Genomic DNA, 22,608 nt, shown 5'->3' on the forward strand with positions numbered 1-22,608 from the left:
AGCGTCACCGTTTGCTCTTGATGATGGTGCCAAGACCCTGCAGGTACGCGACGATGGCGTCCATTTCGGTCTTGCCCTTGACCGCGTCACGTGCGCCAGCAATGTCGGCGTCGGTGTACGGGGTGCCGAGTGTGCGCAGCACTTCCATCTTCTTCGCGGTGTCTTTGCCGTCGAGCTTGTTCTCGACCAGCCACGGGTAGGACGGCATCTTCGATTCCGGTACCACGTTGCGCGGGTTGTACAGGTGCGCACGGTGCCAGTCATCGGAGTAGCGGCCGCCGACGCGGGCCAAGTCCGGCCCGGTACGCTTGGAGCCCCACAGGAACGGGTGATCCCACACGCTTTCACCGGCTACCGAGTAATGGCCGTACCGCTCGGTTTCGGCACGGAACGGGCGGATCATCTGCGAGTGACAGCCTACGCAGCCTTCGCGGATGTAGATATCGCGGCCTTCCAGCTCCAGCGCGGTGCGCGGCTTCATGCCCTCGACCGGCTTGTTGGTGACGTCCTGGAAAAACAGCGGGACGATCTGGGTCAGGCCACCGACGCTCACGGCGATGACCATGAAGAAGGCCAGCAGGCCTATGTTCTTCTCGACGGCTTCATGCTTCATCAGTGCGCTCCCACAACGACGATCTTGGCGGCCTCTTCAGCCTGTGCCGGGTTGGCGGCACGTACGGTACGGAACACGTTGTAGGCCATCAGCAGCATGCCGCTGGCGAAGAACGCACCGCCCAGGGCGCGGACGATGTAGCCGGGGTGGCTGGCCTGCAGGGCTTCGACGAAGGAGTAGGTGAGGGTGCCGTCATCGTTGATGGCGCGCCACATCAGGCCCTGGGTGATGCCGTTGACCCACATCGAGGCGATGTACAGTACGGTGCCGATGGTGGCCAGCCAGAAGTGCGCGTTGATCAGGCCGATGCTGTGCATCTGCTCGCGGCCGTAGAGTTTCGGGATCATGTGGTACACGGCGCCGATCGAAATCATTGCCACCCAGCCGAGGGCGCCGGCGTGGACGTGGCCGATGGTCCAGTCGGTGTAGTGCGACAGTGAGTTCACGGTCTTGATGGCCATCATCGGGCCTTCGAAGGTGGACATGCCGTAGAACGCCAGCGACACCACCAGGAAGCGCAGGATCGGGTCGGTGCGCAGTTTGTGCCAGGCGCCCGACAGGGTCATCATGCCGTTGATCATGCCGCCCCAGCTTGGCGCCAGCAGGATGATCGACATCACCATGCCCAACGACTGCGCCCAGTCAGGCAGGGCGGTGTAGTGCAGGTGGTGCGGGCCAGCCCAGATGTACAGGGTGATCAGCGCCCAGAAATGCACGATCGACAAGCGATACGAGTAGATCGGCCGCTCGGCCTGCTTGGGCACGAAGTAGTACATCATCCCCAGGAAACCGGTGGTGAGGAAGAAGCCCACGGCGTTGTGGCCGTACCACCACTGGATCATCGCGTCGGTGGCGCCGGAGTAGGCCGAGTACGACTTGAACAGGCTCACCGGCAGCGAGATGTGGTTGACGATGTGCAGCATCGCGGTGACCACGATGAATGCACCGTAGAACCAGTTGCCGACATAGATGTGCTTGGTCTTGCGCTTGACGATGGTGCCGAAGAACACCAGGCCGTAGGTAACCCAGACGATCGCCAGCAGGATCGCCAGCGGCCACTCGAGCTCGGCGTATTCCTTGGTGGTGGTGTAGCCCATCGGCAGGGTGATCAGCGCGCCGACGATCACGGCTTGCCAACCCCAGAAGGTGAAGGCGGCCATGCTGTCGGAGATCAGCCGGGTCTGGCAGGTGCGCTGCACCACGTAGTAGCTGGTGCCGAACAGCGCACAGCCCCCGAAGGCAAAGATCACCAGGTTGGTGTGCAGCGGGCGCAGGCGGCCGAAGCTGGTCCAGGGAAGGTCCAGGTTCAGCTGCGGCCACACCAGCTGCGAGGCGATGAAGACGCCGAGGCCCATGCCAAGGATCCCCCAGACCACCGTCATGATGGCGAACTGGCGGACGACCTTATAGTTATAAGCAGTCGGACTGATTGCTGTGCTCATTCTAAGGTTCCACGGTTTTGATGTTCTTGTTGGTCGAAAAATCGGCGCCAGTATTGATAACCAGCAAGGTTACCGCAACGCAACTTTGGTACGCCGACCCGTGTCCAGGTCCGATCACTGATGTCCCGCAGGGATCGGGTCTGGGCGATTGTACACAAATAAATATTTGTAATGTGTACCGTTTTTCACCTTTTTCTGATCGATCGGTCAAGCTTTTTCGGGGCGGCGTCAGGCTACGCGCCGTGTCTGCATCGGTCCTTTCGGAGCGAAGCCCACTGAGGCAACAAGCTTAGTTCTGTTCGGTGGGGGTGCAAGGGAAGGGGACTGAGGCTGGTAGTGGGCGGGGGAGTGTAAGGCTTGAGGGTTATGGGGGGCGGGGGGGTAAGGATTGGGTGTTGTGGTGGGGCGGGGGGGTAAGGATTGGGTGTTGTGGTGGGGCGGGGGTGTAAGGTTTGAGTGTTGTGGTGGGGCAGAAATCGAGCGCCGCCCGCGCGGCGCTTCGCGGGTAAACCCGCTCCTACGTTTGTTTCGGGCCAATTATTCCTGTGAGATTTGCGCGCGACCGCCTTGGCGCATGTCTCGATATCGCGTCGTACAAACAAGGCGGTCGCGCGCGCCTGGCACAGGAGGGACTGGCCCGAAACAAACGTAGGAGCGGGTTTACCCGCGAAGCGCCGCGCGGGCGGCGCTCGATCTCACAGGCGGCAAATGCCTTTCGGCGGACTCACTTGGCAAATCCCTTTCGGCGAACTCACTTGGCCGTCACGGTCTCAGCCGAACCACCCTGCGACAGGCTATACACGTAAGCCGCCAGCAGGTGCACCTTGTCATTCCCTTGGATCTCGGCCTGCGCCGGCATTTGTCCCTGACGACCATAACGAATGGTCTGCTGCAGCTGGGCAAAGCTCGAGCCATAGATGAACGCCTGCGGGTGGGTCAGGTTCGGTGCGCCCATGGCAGGCGTACCTTTACCTTCCGGCCCGTGGCAGGCCACGCAGTTGGCTGCGAAGATCTTCTGCCCGTTCTCCACATTGGCCTTCGCCCCCTCAGGCAGTGTGCGGCCGTCGAGTTTGCTGACCACGAACGCAGCCACGTCGGCCACGCCCTGGTCACCGATCACTTCGGCCCAGGCCGGCATCACGCCATGGCGACCGCTCATGATGGTGGTCTTGATGGTTTCCGGATCGCCGCCCCAGCGCCAGTCATTGTCGGTGAGGTTGGGGAAGCCGAAGGCGCCCTTGGCGTCGGAACCGTGGCACACCGAGCAGTTGGAGGCGAACAGGCGGCTGCCCATTTTCAGCGCCTGCGGGTCCTTCGCCACTTCTTCTACGGGCATGGCGGCGTATTTGGCGAAGATCGGACCGAACCTGGCATCGGCCTTGTCCATTTCCTTCTGCCATTCGTTGGCGCCAGTCCAGCCATTTTCATAGCCCGGCAGGATGCCTTTCCAGTTGCCCAGGCCCGGGTAGAGGATCAGGTAGCCGACCGAGAACGCCAAGGTGCCCACGAACAGCCAGAACCACCACTTGGGCAGCGGGTTGTCGTACTCCTCGATGCCGTCGAAGCTGTGGCCCATGGTTTCGTCGGTGGTGTTGTTGCTCTGGCCCTTGCGCGTGGCGAGCAGTAGCCAGGTCAGGCCAATCAGGCTACCGATGGTCAGTACGCTGATGTACGTACTCCAGAAGGTGGTCATTGCCCGTTACTCCTTTTTGCAGCAGGCTCCTGCCCGGCAGGGGGCAGGCGGTCGTCGACGAAGGGCAGCAGGCGCGCTTCGGCGAAATCACGGTCGCGGCGGCGGTTGAAGACCCACAGGGTGAGGCCGATAAAGGCAATCATCACCACCAGGGTGCCCACACCGCGGATCATGCCGATGTCCATTTCCATCGCACTCACCTCTTGTTCTTGATCGCGGTGCCGAGCACCTGCAGGTAGGCGACCAGAGCGTCCATCTCGGTTTTGCCTTTGACCGCTTCACGGGCGCCGGCAATGTCGTCGTCGGTGTACGGCACGCCCAGGGTGCGCAGGGTGCGCATCTTGACGTCGGTGTGGCTGTTGTCGACCTGCTGGGCAACCAGCCACGGGTAGGACGGCATCTTCGACTCCGGTACCACGTTGCGCGGGTTGTACAGGTGCGCACGGTGCCAGTCGTCCGAGTAGCGGCCACCGACCCGGGCCAAGTCCGGCCCGGTGCGCTTGGAGCCCCACAGGAACGGGTGGTCCCACACGCTTTCACCGGCCACCGAGTAGTGGCCGTACCGCTCGGTTTCGGCACGGAACGGGCGGATCATCTGCGAGTGGCAGCCCACGCAACCTTCGCGGATGTAGACATCGCGGCCTTCCAGTTGCAGCGCGGTATAGGGCTTCATGCCTTCGACCGGTTTGTTGGTGACGTCCTGGAAGAACAGCGGGACGATCTGGGTCAGGCCGCCGATGCTGACGGCAAATACCATCAGCAGGGCCATCAGGCCGACGTTTTTCTCGATGACTTCATGTTTCATCAGGCGTTTCTCCTCAAGCCAACTGGGCGTTCGCAGGGGCGACGTCAAGCGCTGGCGAACGCACGGTGCGCCAGGTGTTCCAGGCCATCAGGAACATGCCGCTGAGGAAGATCGCGCCGCCGACGAAGCGCACGACGAAGCCTGGGTGGCTGGCCACCAAGGTTTCCACGAACGAGTAGGTGAGCGTGCCGTCGCTGTTGACCGCGCGCCACATCAGGCCCTGGGCGATGCCGTTGACCCACATCGAGGCGATGTACAGTACGGTACCAATGGTGGCCAGCCAGAAGTGCGCATTGATCAGGCCGAGGCTGTACATGCGTTCTTTGCCGAACACTTTGGGGATGGTGTGGTACAGCGCGCCGATCGAGATCATCGCTACCCAGCCGAGGGCGCCGGCGTGGACGTGGCCGATGGTCCAGTCGGTGTAGTGGGACAGGGCGTTGACCGTCTTGATGGCCATCATTGGCCCTTCGAAGGTGGACATGCCGTAGAACGCCAGCGACACCACCAGGAAGCGCAGGATCGGGTCGCTGCGCAGTTTGTGCCAGGCGCCCGACAGGGTCATCATGCCGTTGATCATGCCGCCCCAGCTTGGCGCCAGCAGGATCAGCGACATCACCATGCCCAGCGACTGCGCCCAATCGGGCAGGGCGGTGTAGTGCAGGTGGTGCGGGCCGGCCCAGATGTACAGGGTGATCAGCGCCCAGAAGTGCACGATCGACAAGCGATACGAATACACCGGCCGTTCGGCCTGCTTGGGCACGTAGTAGTACATCATCCCCAGGAAGCCTGCGGTCAGGAAGAAGCCCACCGCGTTATGGCCGTACCACCACTGCACCATGGCATCGGTGGCGCCTGCGTAGACCGAATAGGATTTGGTCAGGCTGACCGGCAGCTCCAGGTTGTTGACGATGTGCAGCAGCGCCACGGTCAGGATGAAGGCGCCGAAGAACCAGTTGCCGACGTAGATGTGTTTGGTGTTGCGCTTCATCAGCGTGCCAAAGAACACGATGGCGTAGCCCACCCAGACGATGGTGATCAGAATGTCGATCGGCCATTCCAGTTCGGCGTATTCCTTGGAGCTGGTGTAGCCCAGCGGCAGGCTGATGGCCGCCAGCAGGATAACCAGTTGCCAGCCCCAGAACGTAAACGCGGCCAGGCCCGGTGCGAACAGGGTGGTCTGGCAGGTGCGTTGCACCGAATAATAGGAGGTGGCGAACAGTGCGCAGCCGCCGAACGCGAAGATCACCGCATTGGTATGCAGGGGGCGCAGGCGGCCGAAACTGGTCCAGGGGAGGTCGAAGTTGAGGGACGGCCAGGCGAGCTGGGCGGCGATGAAGACGCCGAGCCCCATCCCGACGATTCCCCACACCACCGTCATGATGGCGAATTGGCGGACCACCTTGTAGTTATAGGCGGTACTGCTGGTTGTGTTCATGTATGGGTTCCCATCCACGGTTATTTGGCAGGCTTTACAGCGAGGCAAGCATGATTAATGGGCAAAGTGCCGGTATTGACGGGGATCAATGGGCGAAGGTCGCAAATGTCCCAGGCTTGCGCTGCGATCCTCCGCGGTTTGAAGGTAAAGAGGGCTACAAGGGGTGCCTGATTCTGGCCCATGGCGCGGGCGCGCCGATGGACAGCGGGTTCATGGACGAAATGGCGCAAAGGCTTGCGGCGCTTGGGGTAGCGGTAGTGCGCTTCGAGTTCCCGTACATGGCCGAGCGCAGGGTTACCGGTGGCAAGCGGCCGCCGAACCCGCAGAAGGTGTTGCTTGAATGCTGGCGCGAGGTGTACCGGCAAGTGCGACCTTTGGTCGCGGGCAAGCTGGCCGTGGGTGGCAAGTCCATGGGCGGGCGCATGGCGAGCCTGCTGGCCGACGAATTGGGCGCGGATGCGCTGGTGTGCCTGGGCTATCCGTTCTACGCGGTGGGTAAACCCGAGAAGCCACGGGTAGAGCACCTGGCCGAGTTGAAAACACCGACGTTGATCGTGCAGGGCGAGCGGGATGCGCTGGGTAACCGCGAGGCGGTGGCGGGGTATGCGTTGTCGCCGGCGATCGAGGTGAGCTGGCTAGTGGCGGGGGACCATGACCTGAAGCCGTTGAAGGCTTCGGGGTTCAGCCATGAGCAGCATTTGCAGGCGGCGGCTGAACGTGTTGCTGATTTCCTGAAGGATTAGTGCTGGATTCTTCGCGGGTAAACCCGCACCTACAAGGACCGCACACCATCGAAGGTCGGCTCAGCACCCTGTAGGAGCGGGTTTACCCGCGAAGAGGCCGGAACAGGCCGGCGCTTAGTCGCGGTATTCGCACAGGTAAGCGGTATCCACCTTCACCTGCAGCTGGAACTTGCTATCAGCCGGCACGTTGAACTTGTCACCGGCGTTGAAGGTTTCCCAGTTGTCGCTACCTGGCAGTTTCACGGTCAGCGCGCCCGATACCACATGCATGATCTCACGCTTGGCAGTGCCGAATTCGTACTCGCCCGGAGCCATGACGCCGACAGTGGCCGGGCCTTCTTCGCCCGAGAATGCGATCGACTTGACGGTGCCGTTGAAGTACTCGTTGACCTGGAACATGGGCGACTCCTGAAAAGAGGTGCTGAAAAAGGGCTGGCCAGTATGCCCAAGGCCACAGGCGTCGTCATCTGCTTTCAGGGGCCGTTGGCGGGCAGGGTCAGCGGTAATAGCCGCGCCGTGTTGCGCGCATCTTCCAGGGCCCTGTGCTGTTGCCCGCAAAAGTGCATGCCGGCCAGTTGCAGGGCGCCGTTCAGGCCGGTGGGGCGCTGCAGGTGGCGGGCCTTGGCAAAGCGTTGCTTGAGATTGATGTGCGGCAATGTGCGCAGCAGGCTGTCGAGGCCGTGCTGCTGCCACTCCTGGTGCAATTGCTGGCGGTCGTAGTCGCCCCAGCTGACCCAGGCCTGAAGCTGCCCGCGGTGGTGCCCCAGCCAGCGCTCGAAGCTTGCCCACACCTCGCGAAACGGCGCGGCGTTGTCCACGTCGGCCTGGCTGATGTGGGTCAGCTCACGGCAGAACGGGGTCAGCTGCGGCCGCCGCCGTGGCTTTACAAAACGCTGGAAATGGTCGACCTCGCGGCCTTCGCGGGTCACCAGGCTTGCGCCGATTTCAATGATTTCCATCTCTGTGACCGGCCACCCACCATCGTCGGTGGTGGCTTCCAGGTCGATCACCAACCAATGGCCCATACCAGGCTCCCATGCAGATCCTGCTAGAGCGTAGCCAATGTACGGGCATACGGCATCCTATGGCATTTTGCCGCCTGCTTTGGCACAAAGAGCAGACGCCAGTAGTTGTGCCGCCCCTGGAAAACGCCTAGCTTAAGCGCATACAGGCATAAACCGTGATGAGTGTCCGTCTTGACTCCAGCGCCCGGCCTCAAGGCCTTGTCCACCCTGATGCTGCTGGCCGTGTTCTGGTTGGCGGCACCGGTATGGGCTGGCGAAGCGGTTGAAGTGAAGATTGGCGCAGCCCATTTCCCGCCTTACACAGTGCGCCCCGAGCAAGGTGCCGATACCGGTTTGCTGCCGCAGTTGGTCGATGCACTCAACCGGGCGCAGCAGCACTATCACTTCGTTCTGGTACCTACGTCTATCCAGCGGCGCTTCGGTGACTTCCAGCAGGGCCGCACCGACATGGCCATTTTCGAGAACCCACAATGGGGCTGGGAGCAGATTGCCCATCAGACCGTGGACATGGGCCTGGAAGATGCCGAAGTGTTCGTCGCCCGCAAGGAAAACGGCAGTGATCCGCGTTACTTCGACGACCTGCGTGGCAAACGCCTGGCCTTGTTCAACGGCTACCACTACGCGTTCGCCAGCTTCAACGCTGACCCGGATTACCTGCGCAAGACATACAACGCGACCCTGACCTATTCCCACGACAGCAACCTGCTGATAGTGCAGGCCGGCCGCGCCGATATCGCCCTGGTCACGCGTTCCTACCTCAGCGATTTCCTGGCACGCAACCCGGCGAGCAGGGCGCAGCTGGTGCCTTCGCAACGCATTGACCAGGTCTATCACCACTACGCCTTGCTGCGCCCGGGGGCGCCTATCGGCGAGCAGACGTTCGCTGCGCTGCTGCGTGGCCTGCGTGACAGCGGTGAACTGGCGCGGATTTTCGAGCCCTACCGCATCACAGTCAGCACGCGCAGGCCTTGATTCCCGCCCGACGGCCTCGCCAATGTTCTCGAAGAATGACTCAGACCTGCCGGTTGGCGGTCTTGCGGCAATGCACCAGTGCATCGCGGATCATGAAGTTGACCAAAGTCGGCGACACCCCCAGTTCCTTGGCAATGTCCTTTTGCGGTACCCCATGCAGGCGGTACATCTCGAACGCATAGCGGGTACGTTGCGGCAGCTCGTTCAGCGCTTCGGCAATGTCGTCCAGCGCGGCAAGGTTGATATGGGTGGCTTCGGGCGAGGCGTTCTGGATAACCACATTCAGGCCTTCCTCCTCGCTGCCGGAGTACTTCAGCTCCATCGTCTGCTTGCGGTAGTGGTCGATCGCAAGGTTGCGCACGATCTGGAACAGGTAGCTTAGCTGCGCCTTGAACGACGAAGTGATCTGCGGGGCAGCGCCGAGCCGGAAGAAGGCGTCTTGCACCACATCCTCGGCGCGGGAGCGGCAGCCAGTGATGCGGGCAGCAATCTTGACCAGGATGCTGCGGTTGTCGACGAAGGCCTGCAGTAATGGTGAATCGCACTTACTTGTGGATAGTTGTTCCGCCATGGAAATCACCTTGTCACAGAGGGGAAAGGAGGCGCCCAGGGGTGGGTCGCTTCCTACGACGTGCGACAAGCTATTCAGAATGATAATGATTGTCAAATGCGAAACTAAATTATTATTGGGTGTTTCTGTTCTAAGGGAGGCATACCTCAAGGTATGCCCCCAACCTTGACGCAGCGCAAAACCCTCACCCCCGCTAATTTCTGCCCCCGTCCATCCGTTCCCCTGTGTACATCCCCGGTCGCCGCTCGCTGCCCGCCCATGTTCGCGGCGTAGCCGGCACGCCCTAACAGACACTGGCAGGAACACCCCATGACGGACGCCTTCGAACTCCCGCTCTCGCTGGTCCAGGCCCTGGCGCAACGCGCCGCGCAGACCCCGGACAGGATTGCCCTGCGCTTTCTCGCCGACACCCCCGGCGAGCAGGCCGTGCTCAGCTACCGGGACCTCGACCAGCGTGCACGCACCATCGCCGCTGCCTTGCAGGCGCGCGCCAGCTTCGGTGACCGTGCCGTGTTGCTGTTCCCTAGCGGGCCAGACTACGTGGCGGCGTTTTTTGGCTGCCTGTATGCGGGCGTGATCGCAGTGCCGGCTTACCCGCCGGAGTCCGCGCGGCAGCATCACCAGGAGCGTTTGCTGTCGATCATCGCCGATGCCGAGCCGCGCCTGCTGCTGACCGTGGCGGCACTGCACGACAACCTGAACGGCCTGGAGGCACTGGCGGCAGATAACGCGCCCGAGCTGCTTGCCGTGGATGGCCTGGACCCGTTGCTGGCCTCGAGCTGGCACGCGCCCGAGCTCCAACGCGATGACATCGCCTTCCTGCAGTACACCTCCGGTTCCACCGCGCTGCCCAAGGGCGTGCAGGTCAGCCATGGCAACCTGGTGGCCAACGAGCAACTGATCCGCCAAGGCTTTGGCATCGACCTCAACCCCGACGACGTGATCGTCAGCTGGCTACCGCTGTACCATGACATGGGCCTGATCGGCGGCCTGCTGCAGCCAATCTTCAGTGGCGTGCCTTGCGTGCTGATGTCGCCGGGGTACTTCCTGGCCCGGCCGTTGCGCTGGTTGCAGGCCATCAGCGAATACGGTGGCACCATCAGCGGTGGCCCCGACTTCGCTTATCGCCTGTGCAGCGAGCGGGTCAGCGAGGCTTCGCTGGCCGGGCTCGACCTGAGCCGCTGGCGCGTCGCCTATTCCGGCTCCGAGCCGATCCGCCAGGACAGCCTGGCCACCTTTGCCGACAAGTTCCAGGCCTGCGGCTTCGACCCGCAGAGCTTCTTTGCCAGTTATGGCCTGGCCGAAGCCACCCTGTTCGTTAGCGGCAGCCGTCGTGGCCAGGGTATCGCCGCGCTTGAGCTGGATGCCAAAGCCTTCGCCGCCAACCGCGCCGAACCCGGCACTGGCAGCGTGCTGATGAGTTGCGGCTTCCCGCAGCCGGGGCACGCGGTACGCATCGTCGAGCCGCAACAGCTGCAAGTGCTGGGCGACAACCAGGTGGGGGAAATCTGGGCAGGCGGCCCGAGCATCGCCCGGGGCTACTGGCGCAACCCAGAAGCCAGCGCTCGAACCTTTGTCGAAATGGACGGCCAGACCTGGCTGCGTACCGGCGACCTGGGTTTCATGCGTGAGGGCGAGGTGTTCGTTACCGGGCGCCTGAAAGACATGCTGATCGTGCGCGGACAGAACCTGTACCCGCAGGACTTGGAAAAAGCCCTCGAGCGTGAAGTCCAGGTGCTGCGCAAAGGCCGTGTGGCAGTGTTCGCCGTCGAGCACCAAGGCGAGGAGGGCATCGGTGTCGCGGTGGAGATCAGCCGCAACGTGCAAAAGGCACTCAAGCCCCAGGACCTGATCAAGACCCTGCGCCAGGTTATTGCCGACGCCTGCCGACAGGCCCCGGCCGTGGTCCTGCTGTTGAACCCCGGCGCGCTGCCGAAGACCTCCAGCGGCAAGTTGCAGCGCTCTGCCTGCCGCCTGCGCATGGACGATGGCAGCCTGGACTGCTATGCCCGTTTCCCTGAGGTGAGCGAAGCCGGTACCCGTGCAACCGCTGGCGATGAGCTGCAAGCACGCATCGCCGCTGTGTGGCGCGACATCCTCAAGGTAGAGGCGGTGGCCGCGCACGACCACTTCCTGCTGCTGGGCGGTAACTCCATCGCCGCCACCCAGGCCACAGCGCGCCTGGCCGATGAGTTGGGTATCGACCTGAGCCTGCGTACCCTGTTCGAGGCGCCGGTACTGGCCGACTACAGCAAGGCTGTGGCACAGATCATCGCCGATGGCGCCGCAGCCACCGCAGCCACCGCAGCCATCACCACGCTGGCGCGCGCCCAGGCATTGCCCCAGTCGCTGGCGCAAAACCGCTTGTGGCTGCTGTGGCAGCTGGAACCGCAATCAGCGGCCTACAACATTCCTGCCGGCTTGCACCTGCGTGGCGAGCTGGATATCAACGCTCTGCACGTGGCCTTCGAGGCACTGGTGGCGCGCCATGAATCGCTGCGTACCGTGTTCAGCGAAGAGAATGGCCAGGCGCTGCAGCGTATCCTGCCGCAGCAGCCATTCAGCCTGCACCGCCTGGACCTTGAAGGGCACTCGCCCGAGCAGGTTGCCGCGCAGCGTGAAACCGAGGCCCGCCAGCCGTTCGACCTCACCCAGGGGCCGCTGCTGCGGGTAACCCTGGTGCGCCTGGGCGACGAAGAGCATCAGCTGTGGGTGACCCTGCACCACATCGTTGCTGACGGCTGGTCGCTGAACATCCTGCTCGAAGAATTCGCCAAGCTGTATGCCGCTCGCTGCCAAGGCCTGGAGGCCAACCTGGCGCCGCTGCCCCTGGGTTACGCCGACTACGGCAGCTGGCAGCGGCAATGGCTGGCTGACGGTGAAGCCGAACGCCAGCTGCAGTACTGGAAGGCACACCTTGGTGGTGAGCTGCCGGCGCTCGACCTGTGCACTGACCAGCCGCGCGCCAGCCAGCGCGAACACAGCGCCGCGCGCTTCAGCCTCAAGGTGCCAGCCAGGCTTGGCGAAGCGCTCAAGGGCCTTGCCCACCAGCAGCAGGCCAGCCTGTTCATGGTCCTGCTGGCAGGTTGGCAGGCGCTGCTGCAGCGCTACAGCGGCCAGGCCGATATCCGCGTCGGCGTGCCCAACGCCAACCGCCCGCGCCTGGAAGCCCAAGGCATGGTCGGTTTCTTCATCAATACGCAGGTGCTGCGCGCGCAATTCGATGGCCGTCACTCGTTTACCCAGTTGCTGACCCAGGTACGTCAGGCCACCTTGCAAGCCCAGGCTAATCAGGACCTGCCCTTCGAACAGCTTGTCGAAGCCCTGCCCGATGCGCGCGAGCAGGGCCTGTTCCAGGTCATGTTCAACCACCAGCAACGCGACCTGTCAGCCCTGCGGCGCCTGCCAGGGCTGTTGGCCGAAGAGCTGGCGTGGCACAGCCGCGAAGCCAAGTTCGACTTGCAGTTGCACAGTGAGGAGGACCATCTGGGCCGCCTGAGCCTGGCCTTCGACTACGCCGCGGAGCTGTTCGAAGCCAGCACCGTCGAACGTCTGGCCCATCACCTGCTGGCGTTGCTGGAACAGGTGTGTGCCGCGCCGCAGCAGGCGCTGGGCGACGTGCAACTGCTGGATGAGCCCGGCCGTGCGCAACTGCTGGGTTGGGGCCAGGCACCGGCCGCCGCAGCGCAGCACCTGTTGGTCGAACAACTCAATGAGCAGGCACGCCTGACGCCGCAGCGCACCGCCCTGGTTTGGGACGGGGGCAGCCTGGATTACGCCGGGCTGCACCAGCAAGCCAACCGCCTGGCCCACTACTTGCGCGACAAAGGCGTCGGCCCCGATACCTGTGTGGCCATTGCCATCGAGCGCTCACCGCAATTGCTGGTCGGCCTGCTAGCCATTCTCAAGGCTGGCGGTGCCTACGTGCCGCTGGATGTCGATTACCTTGCCGAACGCCTGGCCTACATGCTGGCCGACTGCGACGCCCGTTTGCTATTGAGCCACAGCAGCCTGCTGGGCAAGCTGCCGCAGGGCGACGGTGTCAGCGCCATTGCCCTCGACCAGTTGCACCTGGACAGCTGGCCCAGCCATGCCCCCGGCCTGCACCTGCACGGCGACAACCTGGCCTACGTTATCTATACCTCCGGCTCCACCGGGCAGCCCAAGGGCGTAGGCAATACCCATGCGGCGCTGGCCGAGCGCCTGCAGTGGATGCAGACGACCTATGCGCTAAATGACAGCGACGTGCTGATGCAGAAGGCGCCGATCAGTTTCGACGTCTCGGTGTGGGAATGCTTCTGGCCGTTGGTCACCGGCTGCAAGCTGGTGCTCGCCGGCCCTGGTGAACACCGCGACCCACAGCGTATCGCTGCCCTGGTGCAGGCTTATGGGGTGACTACGCTGCACTTTGTACCGCCGCTGTTGCAGGTGTTCGTCCAGGAGCCGCAGGCAGGTGCCTGCAGTAGCTTGCGCCGGGTGTTCTCGGGTGGCGAAGCGTTGTCCGCCGCGCTGCGTGACCGCTTGCTGCAGGTGCTGCCGCAGGTGCAGCTGCACAACCGGTACGGCCCGACCGAAACCGCCATCAACGTCACCCACTGGCACTGCCAGGTGGCGGACGGCGAGCGCTCGCCCATCGGCCGCCCGCTGGGCAATGTGCTGTGCCGCGTGCTGGACGATGAGCTGGAACTGAGCGCCCCCGGTGTGCCGGGCGAGCTGTACCTCGGTGGCGCGGGCCTGGCCCGTGGTTACTTGGGCCGCCCCGGCCTCACTGCCGAGCGCTTCGTACCCCAGGCCGACGGCAACGGTCAGCGTCTGTACCGCAGTGGCGATCGCGCCCGCTGGCAGGTTCAGCTGGAGGCACTGGAATACCTTGGCCGCCTCGACCAGCAGGTAAAGGTGCGTGGTTTCCGCGTCGAGCCCGAGGAAGTGCAGGCCTGCCTGCTGGCACAGGCGGGTGTGGAACAGGCGCTGGTGCTGATACACAAGGACGCCGTTGGCGCGCAACTGGTCGGCTATTACAGTGGCAGCGCTCAGCCTGCCGAGGTGCTGGCCGTGCTGGCTGAGCAATTGCCAGCCTACATGGTGCCGGCGCAACTCATCCCTTTGGCACAGATGCCACTGGGCCCCAGCGGCAAGGTCGACCGCAAGGCACTGCCTGCTCCAGTGTGGCAGCAGCGTGAGCATGTCGAGCCACGAACCGAGCTGCAACAACAGGTCGCGGCCATCTGGCGCGACGTATTGAATCTGCCGCGCATTGGCCTGCAGGACGACTTCTTCGCCCTCGGTGGCCACTCGCTGCTGGCTACCCAGATCGTTTCGCGCACCCGCCAGGCCTGCGATGTCGAGCTGCCGCTCAAGGCCCTGTTCGAAGCCAGCGAGCTGGGCGCCTTCTGTGCCGAAATCGCCCGCCTGCGCGCGGCCGGCGAGCGCAATCTGCAGGGTGCAATCACCCGTGTCGACCGCCGTCAGGCGGTGCCGCTGTCGTACTCGCAGCAGCGAATGTGGTTCCTCTGGCAGATGGAGCCGGACAGCCCGGCGTACAACGTCGGCGGCATGGCACGCCTGCGCGGCACCCTGCACGTGGACGCCTTCGAGCGTGCGCTGCAGGCGCTGGTCGTGCGCCACGAAACCTTGCGCACCACGTTCCCCAGCATCGACGGCGTGCCGTACCAGTGCGTGGCCGAAGACAGCGGCCTGCATCTGGACTGGCAAGACTTCAGCGCTTTGTCAGACGATGCCCGCCAGCAACGTTTGCAACAACTGGCCGACGACCAGGCGCACCAGCCCTTCGACCTGGAGCGGGGTCCGCTGCTGCGCGCCTGCCTGGTCAAGGCCAACGAGCGCGAGCACTTCTTCGTGCTGACGCTGCACCACATCGTCACCGAAGGCTGGGCCATGGACATCTTCGCCCGCGAGCTGGGCGAGCTGTACGAAGCCTTTGTCGATGACCGCGAGTCGCCACTGGCGCCGCTGCCGGTGCAGTACCTGGACTACAGCGTGTGGCAACGGCAATGGCTGGAAAGCGGCGAGGGCGCTCGTCAACGGGCCTACTGGAAGCACCGCCTGGGCGACGAGCACCCGGTGCTGGCGTTGCCTGCCGACCGCCCGCGTCCGGCAGTCCAGAGCCACCGTGGCGCGCTGTACCGCTTCGAACTCGATCCGGCACTGGTGGCCCGCGTGCATGCTTTCAACAGCCAGCGCGGCCTGACCCTGTTCATGACCATGACCGCCACCCTGGCCGCCTTGCTGCACCGTTACAGTGGCCAGCGCGACCTGCGTATCGGCGCGCCGGTGGCCAACCGCATCCGCCCGGAGAGCGAAGGCCTGATCGGTGCTTTCCTCAACACCCAGGTGCTGCGCTGCGAGCTGGACGGCCAGATGACCGCCAGCGCGCTGCTGGAGCAGATTCGCCAGGCTGCCATCGAAGGCCAGTCGCACCAGGACCTGCCGTTCGACCAACTGGTAGAGGCCCTGCAGCCACCGCGCAGCAGTGCCTACAACCCGTTGTTCCAGGTGATGTGCAACGTGCAGCGCTGGGCCTTCCAGCAAAGCCGCACGCTGGCCGGCATGCAGGTGGACTACCTGGTCAACGATGCCAGCGCCACCAAGTTCGACCTGTACCTGGAGGTGACCGACCTGGACGGCCGGCTGGGCTGCTGCCTGACCTACAGCCGCGACCTGTTCGACGCGCCGCGTATCGCGCGCATGGCCGAGCACTGGCAACAACTGCTGGTCGGTTTGCTCGACAACCCGCAACACCGCCTGTGCGAACTGCCAATGCTGAGCAGTGCCGAGCAACAAGTGCTTACAGGCCAATTGCAGGGCGAACACGATTTCGACCTTGGCCAGACCCTCCACGGTCTGTTCGCCGCCCAGGCCGCGCGCACGCCACAGGCTGGCGCGTTGACCTTCGCCGGCCAGCACTTGACCTACGCCGAGCTCGACCAGCAGGCCAACCGCCTGGCGCGTGCCCTGCGCGAACGGGGTGTCGGCCCGCAGGTGCGGGTGGGCCTGGCGCTGGAGCGCTCGCTGGAAATGGTCGTCGGCCTGCTGGCCATCCTCAAGGCCGGCGGCGCCTATGTACCACTTGACCCCGAGTACCCGCTCGACCGCCTGCGCTACATGATCGAAGACAGCCGCATCGGCTTGCTGCTCAGCCAGCGTGCGCTGCTGCACACCCTGGGCGAGTTGCCTGAAGGCGTGGCCTGCTGGAGCCTGGAAGACGATGCCGCCAGCCTGGCGGCCTACAGCGATGCGCCGCTGGACAACCTCAGCCTGCCGCAGCACCAGGCTTACCTGATCTACACCTCAGGCTCCACCGGCAAACCCAAGGGCGTGGTGGTCAGCCATGGCGAGTTCGCCATGCACTGCCAGGCGGTGATCGCTGCATTCGGCATGCGCAGCGATGACTGCGAGCTGCATTTCTATTCGATCAATTTCGACGCTGCCAGCGAGCGCCTGTGGGTGCCGCTGTTGTGTGGCGCGCGCGTGGTATTGCGCGCCCAGGGGCAGTGGGGCGCCGAGGACATCTGCCAGTTGGTGCGCGAGCAGCAGGTGAGCATTCTGGGCTTTACCCCCAGCTACGGCAGCCAGCTGGCGCAGTACCTGGGCGGGCGGGGCGAACAATTGCCGGTACGCCTGGTGATTACCGGGGGCGAGGCGCTGACCGGCGAGCACCTGCAGCGTATTCGCCAGGCCTTTGCGCCGCAGCAGTGCTTCAATGCCTACGGCCCGACCGAAACCGTGGTCATGCCGCTGGCGTGCCTGGCCCCAGAGGCCTTGCCAGCAGACCTTGGCAGCGTACCGATCGGCCGCGTCATCGGTAGCCGTACGGCCTACATCCTCGACGAGGATCTGGCCTTGTTGCCGCAAGGCGGCATTGGCGAACTGTATGTCGGCGGCGCCGGCCTGGCCCAGGGTTACCACGACCGGCCAGGCCTCACTGCCGAGCGCTTTGTCGCCGACCCGTTCAGTGCCGAAGGCGGGCGCCTGTACCGTACCGGCGACCTGGTACGCCTGGGTACCGATGGCCTGGTGGAGTATGTCGGCCGTGCTGATCAGCAGGTGAAGATCCGCGGCTTCCGCATCGAACTGGGCGAAATCGAGAGCCGCCTGCAAGCGCACGAGGAAGTCGACGAGGCCGTCGTGCTGGCGCTGGACTTGCCGGGCGGCAAGCAGCTGGTGGGCTATCTGGTGTGCAGGCAGGCCACCGCCGGTAGCGACGCGCAACAACTGCTGCGCGAAGCGGTGAAAGCCGATGCCCGCCAGCACCTGCCCGATTACATGGTGCCTGCGCACCTGGTGCTGCTCGATAGCCTGCCGCTGATGGGCAACGGCAAGCTCGACCGCCGTGCGCTGCCGCTGCCGGACCTTGAGCAGGCGCGGCAGCAATACCAGGCTCCTGGCAATGAGGTGGAAGCACAGTTGGCGCAGATCTGGCGCGATGTGCTCAACGTTGCCCGGGTCGGCGTGCAGGACAACTTCTTCGAGCTGGGGGGCGACTCGATCCTGTCGATTCAGGTGGTCAGCCGCGCCCGGCAGGCCGGCTTGCAATTCACCCCACGCGACCTGTTCCAGCATCAGACCATCCAGACCCTGGCAACTGTGGTTCAGCTCAGCGAAGCCGCGAGCACCGTCGAGCAGGGGCTGCGCCAGGGCCAGGCCGGGTTGACGCCGATCCAGCACTGGTTCTTCGACAGTGACGTGCCACAGCCGCAACACTGGAACCAGGCCGTGCTGCTGGAGGTACGCCAACCCTTGGTTGAGGCCACCCTTGAACAGGCATTGGCTGCGCTGGTGCAGCACCATGACAGCCTGCGCCTGCGCTTCAGCGACGCCCAGGGCCGCTGGCAGGCTCAGTACGTGCAGCCTGGCGCCGAGCAACTGCTGTGGAGCGCCACTGTCGCCGATTTCAATGATTGTCAGGCACTCTACAATGACGTGCAGCGCAGCCTGGACCTGCAACAGGGGCCGCTGCTGCGCGCCTTGCTGGTGCGTGACGGGCAGGGCTCTCAGCGGTTGCTGCTGGCGATTCATCACCTGGTGGTTGATGGCGTGTCCTGGCGGGTGCTGCTGGAAGACCTGCAGGCGCTGTACCGTGGCCAGCTACGCCGGCAGCGATTCGCTGCGTGACGAACTGGCCTGGTGGCAAGGCCAGCTGGGCGGTGTGCGTCGCGAATTGCCGTGCGACCATCCGCAGGGCGGCAATTTGCATCGCCACGCTCAAACCCTGGCCATCGGCCTGGACGTGGAGCAAACCCGGCAGCTGTTGCAACTGGCCCCGGCGGCTTACCACACCCAGGTCAACGACCTGCTGTTGACTGCACTGGCGCGGGCCTTGTGCCGCTGGAGCGGCGATGAAGAAGTGCTGGTGCAGCTCGAAGGCCATGGCCGTGACGGGTTGTTCGAAGACATGGACCTGACCCGCAGCGTCGGCTGGTTCACCAATGCCTACCCACTGAGCCTGCGTCCGCTGCCAGGTGAAGACGACGCGGCGCGGGCCGGTTCGATCAAGCGCATCAAGGAACAACTGCGCCATGTACCGCACAAGGGCCTGGGCTACGGTGTACTGCGCTACCTGGCGGATGCCGCCGGGCGCGAGCAGATGGCGGCCTTGCCGCAGGCGCGCATCACCTTCAACTACCTGGGCCAGTTCGACCAGCAGTTCGACAGTGCGGCCTTGTTCCAGCCCCTGGAGGCCCCGGCCGGGTTGGCACATGACCTCGATGCGCCGTTGCCCAACTGGTTGAGCGTCGATGGCCAGGTGTATGGCGGTGCTCTGCAATTGCGCTGGACCTTCAGCGCCGAGCGCTACGACCAGCAGACCATCGCGGGTCTGGCTGAGGCCTATCGTCAGGAGCTGCTGGCGCTGGTCGCGCATTGCCTGGCCGATGGCAATGGCAGCTTCACCCCATCGGACTTCCCGCTGGCGCACCTGACTCAGGAGCAGATCGACGCATTGCCGGTCCCAGCCGCGCAGATCGAGGACGTTTACCCGCTGACGCCGATGCAGGAAGGCATGCTGCTGCACACCCTGCTGGAGCCGGGCACTGGCCTGTACTACATGCAGGACCGCTACCGTATCAACAGTGCCTTGGACCCTGAGCGTTTCGCCCGGGCTTGGCAGGCGGTGGTGGCGCGCCACGAAGCGTTGCGCGCCTCGTTCAGCTGGAACAGCGGCGAGGCGATGCTGCAGATCATCCACAAGCCGGGCAACCTGGCGGTGGACTACCAGGACTGGCGCGGCCTGGCCGACGATGCCCAGGAGCAGCGCCTGCAGGCCCTGCACAAGCAGGAGCGCGAGGCCGGCTTTGCTTTGCTCAGCGAGGCACCGTTCCACCTGCGCCTGGTGCGCGTGGCCGATGAACGCTACTGGTTCATGATGAGCAACCACCACATCCTTATCGATGCCTGGTGCCGCTCGCTGTTGATGAACGATTTCTTCGAGGTCTACCAGGCCCTTGGCGAAGGCCGTCAGGCCCAACTGCCGGTGCCGCCGCGTTACCGCGATTACATCGGTTGGCTGCAACGCCAGGGCCTGGACGACGCACGTGCCTGGTGGCAGGCCAACCTGGCCGGCTTCGAACGTGCCACAGCCATCCCGAGCGACCGCCCGCTGCGCCATGACCACGCCGGTAGCGGCATGGTCGTCGGCGATTGTTATACCCGCCTTGAGGTGAATGATGGCGTGCGTCTGCGCGAACTGGCCCAGGCCCATCAGCTCACCGTCAACACTTTCGCTCAGGCGGCCTGGGCCCTGGTGCTGTCGCGCTACAGCGGCGACCGCGACGTGGCCTTTGGCGTAACCGTGGCCGGGCGCCCGGTGAGCATGCCGCAGATGCAGCGCACCGTCGGCCTGTTCATCAACAGCGTGGCCCTGCGCGTGCAGTTGCCCGCGGCGGGTGAGCGCTGCAGTGTGCGCCAGTGGCTGCAAGGCCTGCTGCAAAGCAACATGGAGCTGCGCGAGTACGAATACCTGCCGCTGGTGGCGATCCAGGCGTGCAGCGAGCTGCCCAAGGGCCAGCCGCTGTTCGACAGCCTGTTCGTGTTCGAGAATGCGCCGGTTGAAACCGCCGTGCTCGATCACGCCCAGCACCTGAACGCCAGCTCCGACTCGGGCCGTACCCACACCAACTTCCCGCTGACGGCGGTGTGTTACCCGGGTGATGACCTGGGCCTGCACCTGTCGTTTGACCAGCGTTACTTCGATTACCCGACCGTCGAGCGCCTGCTGGCCGAATTCAAGCGCCTGCTGCTGGCGCTGGTACAAGGTTTTGAAGGGGAGGTGAGCGAGCTACCGCTGCTGAGCGCCCAGGAGCAAGGCTTCCTGCTGGAGGACTGCAACCGGACCGAGCGGGTTTATCCGCTGGAACAAAGCTACATCGCGCAGTTCGAAGCGCAGGTCGTGGCGCATCCACAGCGTACCGTGGCCCGCTGCCTGGAGGCATCCTATGATTACGCCGGGCTGAACCTGGCGGCCAACCGCCTGGGCCATGCGCTGGTGGCTGCCGGCGTCTGCGTGGACCAGCCAGTGGCACTGCTTGCCGAGCGTGGGTTGCCGCTGCTGGGCATGATTGTCGGCAGCTTCAAGGCCGGCGCTGGTTACCTGCCGTTGGACCCGGGCTTGCCGGCAGCCCGCCTGCGAAGCATCATCCAGCTCAGCCGCACGCCGGTGCTGGTGTGCAGCGCAGCCTGCGCCGAGCAGGGGCGGCAGTTGCTCGGTGAGCTGGAGGCTGCGCTGCGGCCGCAACTGCTGGTCTGGGAAGACGTCCAGGCCAACCCGATCGCAAGCCACAATCCCGGTATCCACAGTGGCCCGGACAACCTCGCCTATGTGATCTACACCTCAGGCTCGACCGGGCTGCCGAAAGGGGTGATGGTCGAGCAGCGCGGCATGCTCAACAACCAGCTCAGCAAGGTGCCGTACCTGGCGCTGAGCGAGCAGGACGTGATTGCCCAGACCGCCTCGCAAAGCTTCGACATCTCGGTCTGGCAGTTCCTGGCTGCGCCGCTGTTCGGCGCTCAGGTAGAGATCGTGCCTAACGCCATCGCCCACGACCCGCATGGCCTGCTGGCGCACGTGCAGGCCACCGGCATTACCGTGCTGGAGAGCGTGCCGTCCCTGATTCAGGGCATGCTGGCCAGCGACCACCAGGCCCTCGACGGCCTGCGCTGGATGCTGCCGACCGGCGAGGCCATGCCACCGGAGCTGGCGGCGCAGTGGCTGCAGCGCTACCCGCAGATCGGTCTGGTCAATGCCTATGGGCCGGCTGAGTGCTCGGATGACGTGGCGTTCTTCCGCGTCGATGCCGCCTCGACCCAAGGCAGCTACCTGCCAATTGGTACGCCCACCGATAACAACCGGCTGTACCTGTTCGGCGAGGACCAGAAGCTGGTGCCGCTGGGGGCAGTGGGTGAGTTGTGCGTGGCCGGCACGGGCGTGGGTCGTGGCTATGTCGGTGACCCAGTGCGCACGGCGCTCGCGTTCATCCCTCACCCTTATGGGGCGCCGGGCGAACGTCTGTACCGCACGGGCGACCTGGCGCGGCAACGCCCGGACGGCGTGCTGGAATATGTCGGGCGCATCGACCACCAGGTGAAGATTCGCGGCTATCGCATCGAACTGGGCGAGATCGAGGCCCGGCTGCATGAGCAGGCGGAAATTCGCGATGCCGCCGTGGGCGTGCAGGAGGGCGTGAACGGCAAGCATCTGGTTGGCTACCTGGTGGCGCACCAGGGCGTCAGTGCCGATGCCGCAATGCTGGAGCAGGTCAAGCAACGGCTGCGTGCCGAGTTGCCGGAGTACATGGTGCCGTTGCACTGGGGCTGGTTCGACAGCTTGCCGCACAATGCCAACGGCAAGCTTGACCGCAAGGCCCTGCCATCCATCGACATCGGCGCCCAGCACAGCCAGGCCTATCTGGCGCCACGCAACGAACTGGAGGACCTGTTGGCGGGTATCTGGGCCGATGTGCTCAAGGCAGAGCGGGTTGGTGTACACGACAACTTCTTCGAGTTGGGCGGCCATTCATTGCTGGCCACGCAAATCGCTTCGCGGGTGCAGAAGCAGCTACAGCTGAACGTGCCGCTGCGGGCGATGTTCGAGTGCAGCACGGTGGAGGCGTTGGCCGAGTATGTACAGGGGCTGCAGGGCAGTGCGCTGGATGATGACAAGGTCGACCGGCTCAGTGACCTGATGGCGGAACTGGAGGGGCTGTGATGGGCAGGGGCGCTTGGCGCCCCTTTCACATGGTCAAAGTACCTGAGGAAGTCGCATAATACGCTTGCTGGATATGGCTGAACCCAA

The 22,608-nt window shown here is 64.3% G+C and carries 11 protein-coding genes and 1 pseudogene; 3 read left to right on the forward strand and 9 right to left on the reverse strand.

The genetic code is table 11. The features are described from left to right. Positions 1-4: 4 nt before the first annotated feature. The 6 genes from ccoO (KW568_RS08695) to ccoN (KW568_RS08720) form a co-directional block, all read right to left on the reverse strand. Positions 5-613, reverse strand: a complete 609-nt coding sequence (ccoO, locus tag KW568_RS08695; protein WP_003254286.1) for a cytochrome-c oxidase, cbb3-type subunit II — start codon at positions 611-613, stop codon at positions 5-7. Next, entirely contained in the window at positions 613-2,055 is a 1,443-nt protein-coding gene (gene ccoN, locus KW568_RS08700; RefSeq protein WP_003254284.1) for a cytochrome-c oxidase, cbb3-type subunit I, read from the reverse strand. The genes ccoO (KW568_RS08695) and ccoN (KW568_RS08700) overlap by 1 nt, the downstream gene beginning before the upstream one ends. 751 nt (positions 2,056-2,806) lie before the next feature. Continuing rightward, positions 2,807-3,748 (reverse strand): cytochrome-c oxidase, cbb3-type subunit III, encoded by a 942-nt coding sequence (ccoP, locus tag KW568_RS08705; RefSeq protein ID WP_003254283.1) that lies wholly within the window; start codon positions 3,746-3,748, stop codon positions 2,807-2,809. Then, positions 3,745-3,939, reverse strand: a complete 195-nt coding sequence (locus tag KW568_RS08710; protein ID WP_003254282.1) for a cbb3-type cytochrome c oxidase subunit 3 — start codon at positions 3,937-3,939, stop codon at positions 3,745-3,747. The genes ccoP and KW568_RS08710 overlap by 4 nt, the downstream gene beginning before the upstream one ends. Positions 3,940-3,944: 5 nt before the next feature. Then, entirely contained in the window at positions 3,945-4,553 is a 609-nt protein-coding gene (gene ccoO / locus KW568_RS08715; RefSeq protein ID WP_003254281.1) for a cytochrome-c oxidase, cbb3-type subunit II, read from the reverse strand. Positions 4,554-4,566: 13 nt separating this feature from the next. Then, positions 4,567-5,991 carry a cytochrome-c oxidase, cbb3-type subunit I gene (ccoN, locus tag KW568_RS08720; RefSeq protein WP_003254280.1) on the reverse strand — a complete coding sequence of 475 codons (1,425 nt, stop codon included), beginning with the start codon at positions 5,989-5,991 and terminating at the stop codon, positions 4,567-4,569. Positions 5,992-6,041: 50 nt separating this feature from the next. Between ccoN (KW568_RS08720) and KW568_RS08725 the strand changes: the two genes are divergently transcribed. After that, complete coding sequence (locus tag KW568_RS08725) at positions 6,042-6,734, forward strand: alpha/beta family hydrolase (protein WP_003254279.1); 693 nt, start codon at positions 6,042-6,044, stop codon at positions 6,732-6,734. A 114-nt stretch (positions 6,735-6,848) separates the two neighbouring features. On the opposite strand, the gene KW568_RS08730 is transcribed toward KW568_RS08725, so the two are convergent. Both KW568_RS08730 and KW568_RS08735 read right to left on the reverse strand, forming a co-directional pair. After that, positions 6,849-7,133 carry a pyrimidine/purine nucleoside phosphorylase gene (locus tag KW568_RS08730; protein ID WP_003254278.1) on the reverse strand — a complete coding sequence of 95 codons (285 nt, stop codon included), beginning with the start codon at positions 7,131-7,133 and terminating at the stop codon, positions 6,849-6,851. 74 nt (positions 7,134-7,207) lie between these two features. Next, the gene (locus tag KW568_RS08735) at positions 7,208-7,759 is read right to left on the reverse strand and encodes an exonuclease domain-containing protein (RefSeq protein ID WP_103517989.1); all 552 of its coding nucleotides are present in this window, start codon (positions 7,757-7,759) and stop codon (positions 7,208-7,210) included. A 171-nt stretch (positions 7,760-7,930) separates the two neighbouring features. Between KW568_RS08735 and KW568_RS08740 the strand changes: the two genes are divergently transcribed. Further along, positions 7,931-8,731, forward strand: a complete 801-nt coding sequence (locus KW568_RS08740) for an ABC transporter substrate-binding protein (RefSeq protein WP_004576412.1) — start codon at positions 7,931-7,933, stop codon at positions 8,729-8,731. Positions 8,732-8,771: 40 nt separating this feature from the next. Here the strand turns inward: KW568_RS08740 and KW568_RS08745 are convergent, their stop codons facing one another. Further along, on the reverse strand, positions 8,772-9,302 hold the full coding sequence (locus tag KW568_RS08745) for an RNA polymerase factor sigma-70 (protein ID WP_003254275.1): 531 nt from the start codon (positions 9,300-9,302) through the stop codon (positions 8,772-8,774). Positions 9,303-9,611: 309 nt separating this feature from the next. Here KW568_RS08745 and KW568_RS08750 point away from each other — a divergent pair. Beyond that, a pseudogene (locus tag KW568_RS08750) lies at positions 9,612-22,521 on the forward strand (non-ribosomal peptide synthetase). Positions 22,522-22,608 lie beyond the last annotated feature (87 nt).

It is taken from the genome of Pseudomonas sp. HD6515 (assembly GCF_024971855.1).
In the GTDB taxonomy this organism is placed as follows: Bacteria; Pseudomonadota; Gammaproteobacteria; order Pseudomonadales; family Pseudomonadaceae; genus Aquipseudomonas; species Aquipseudomonas alloputida.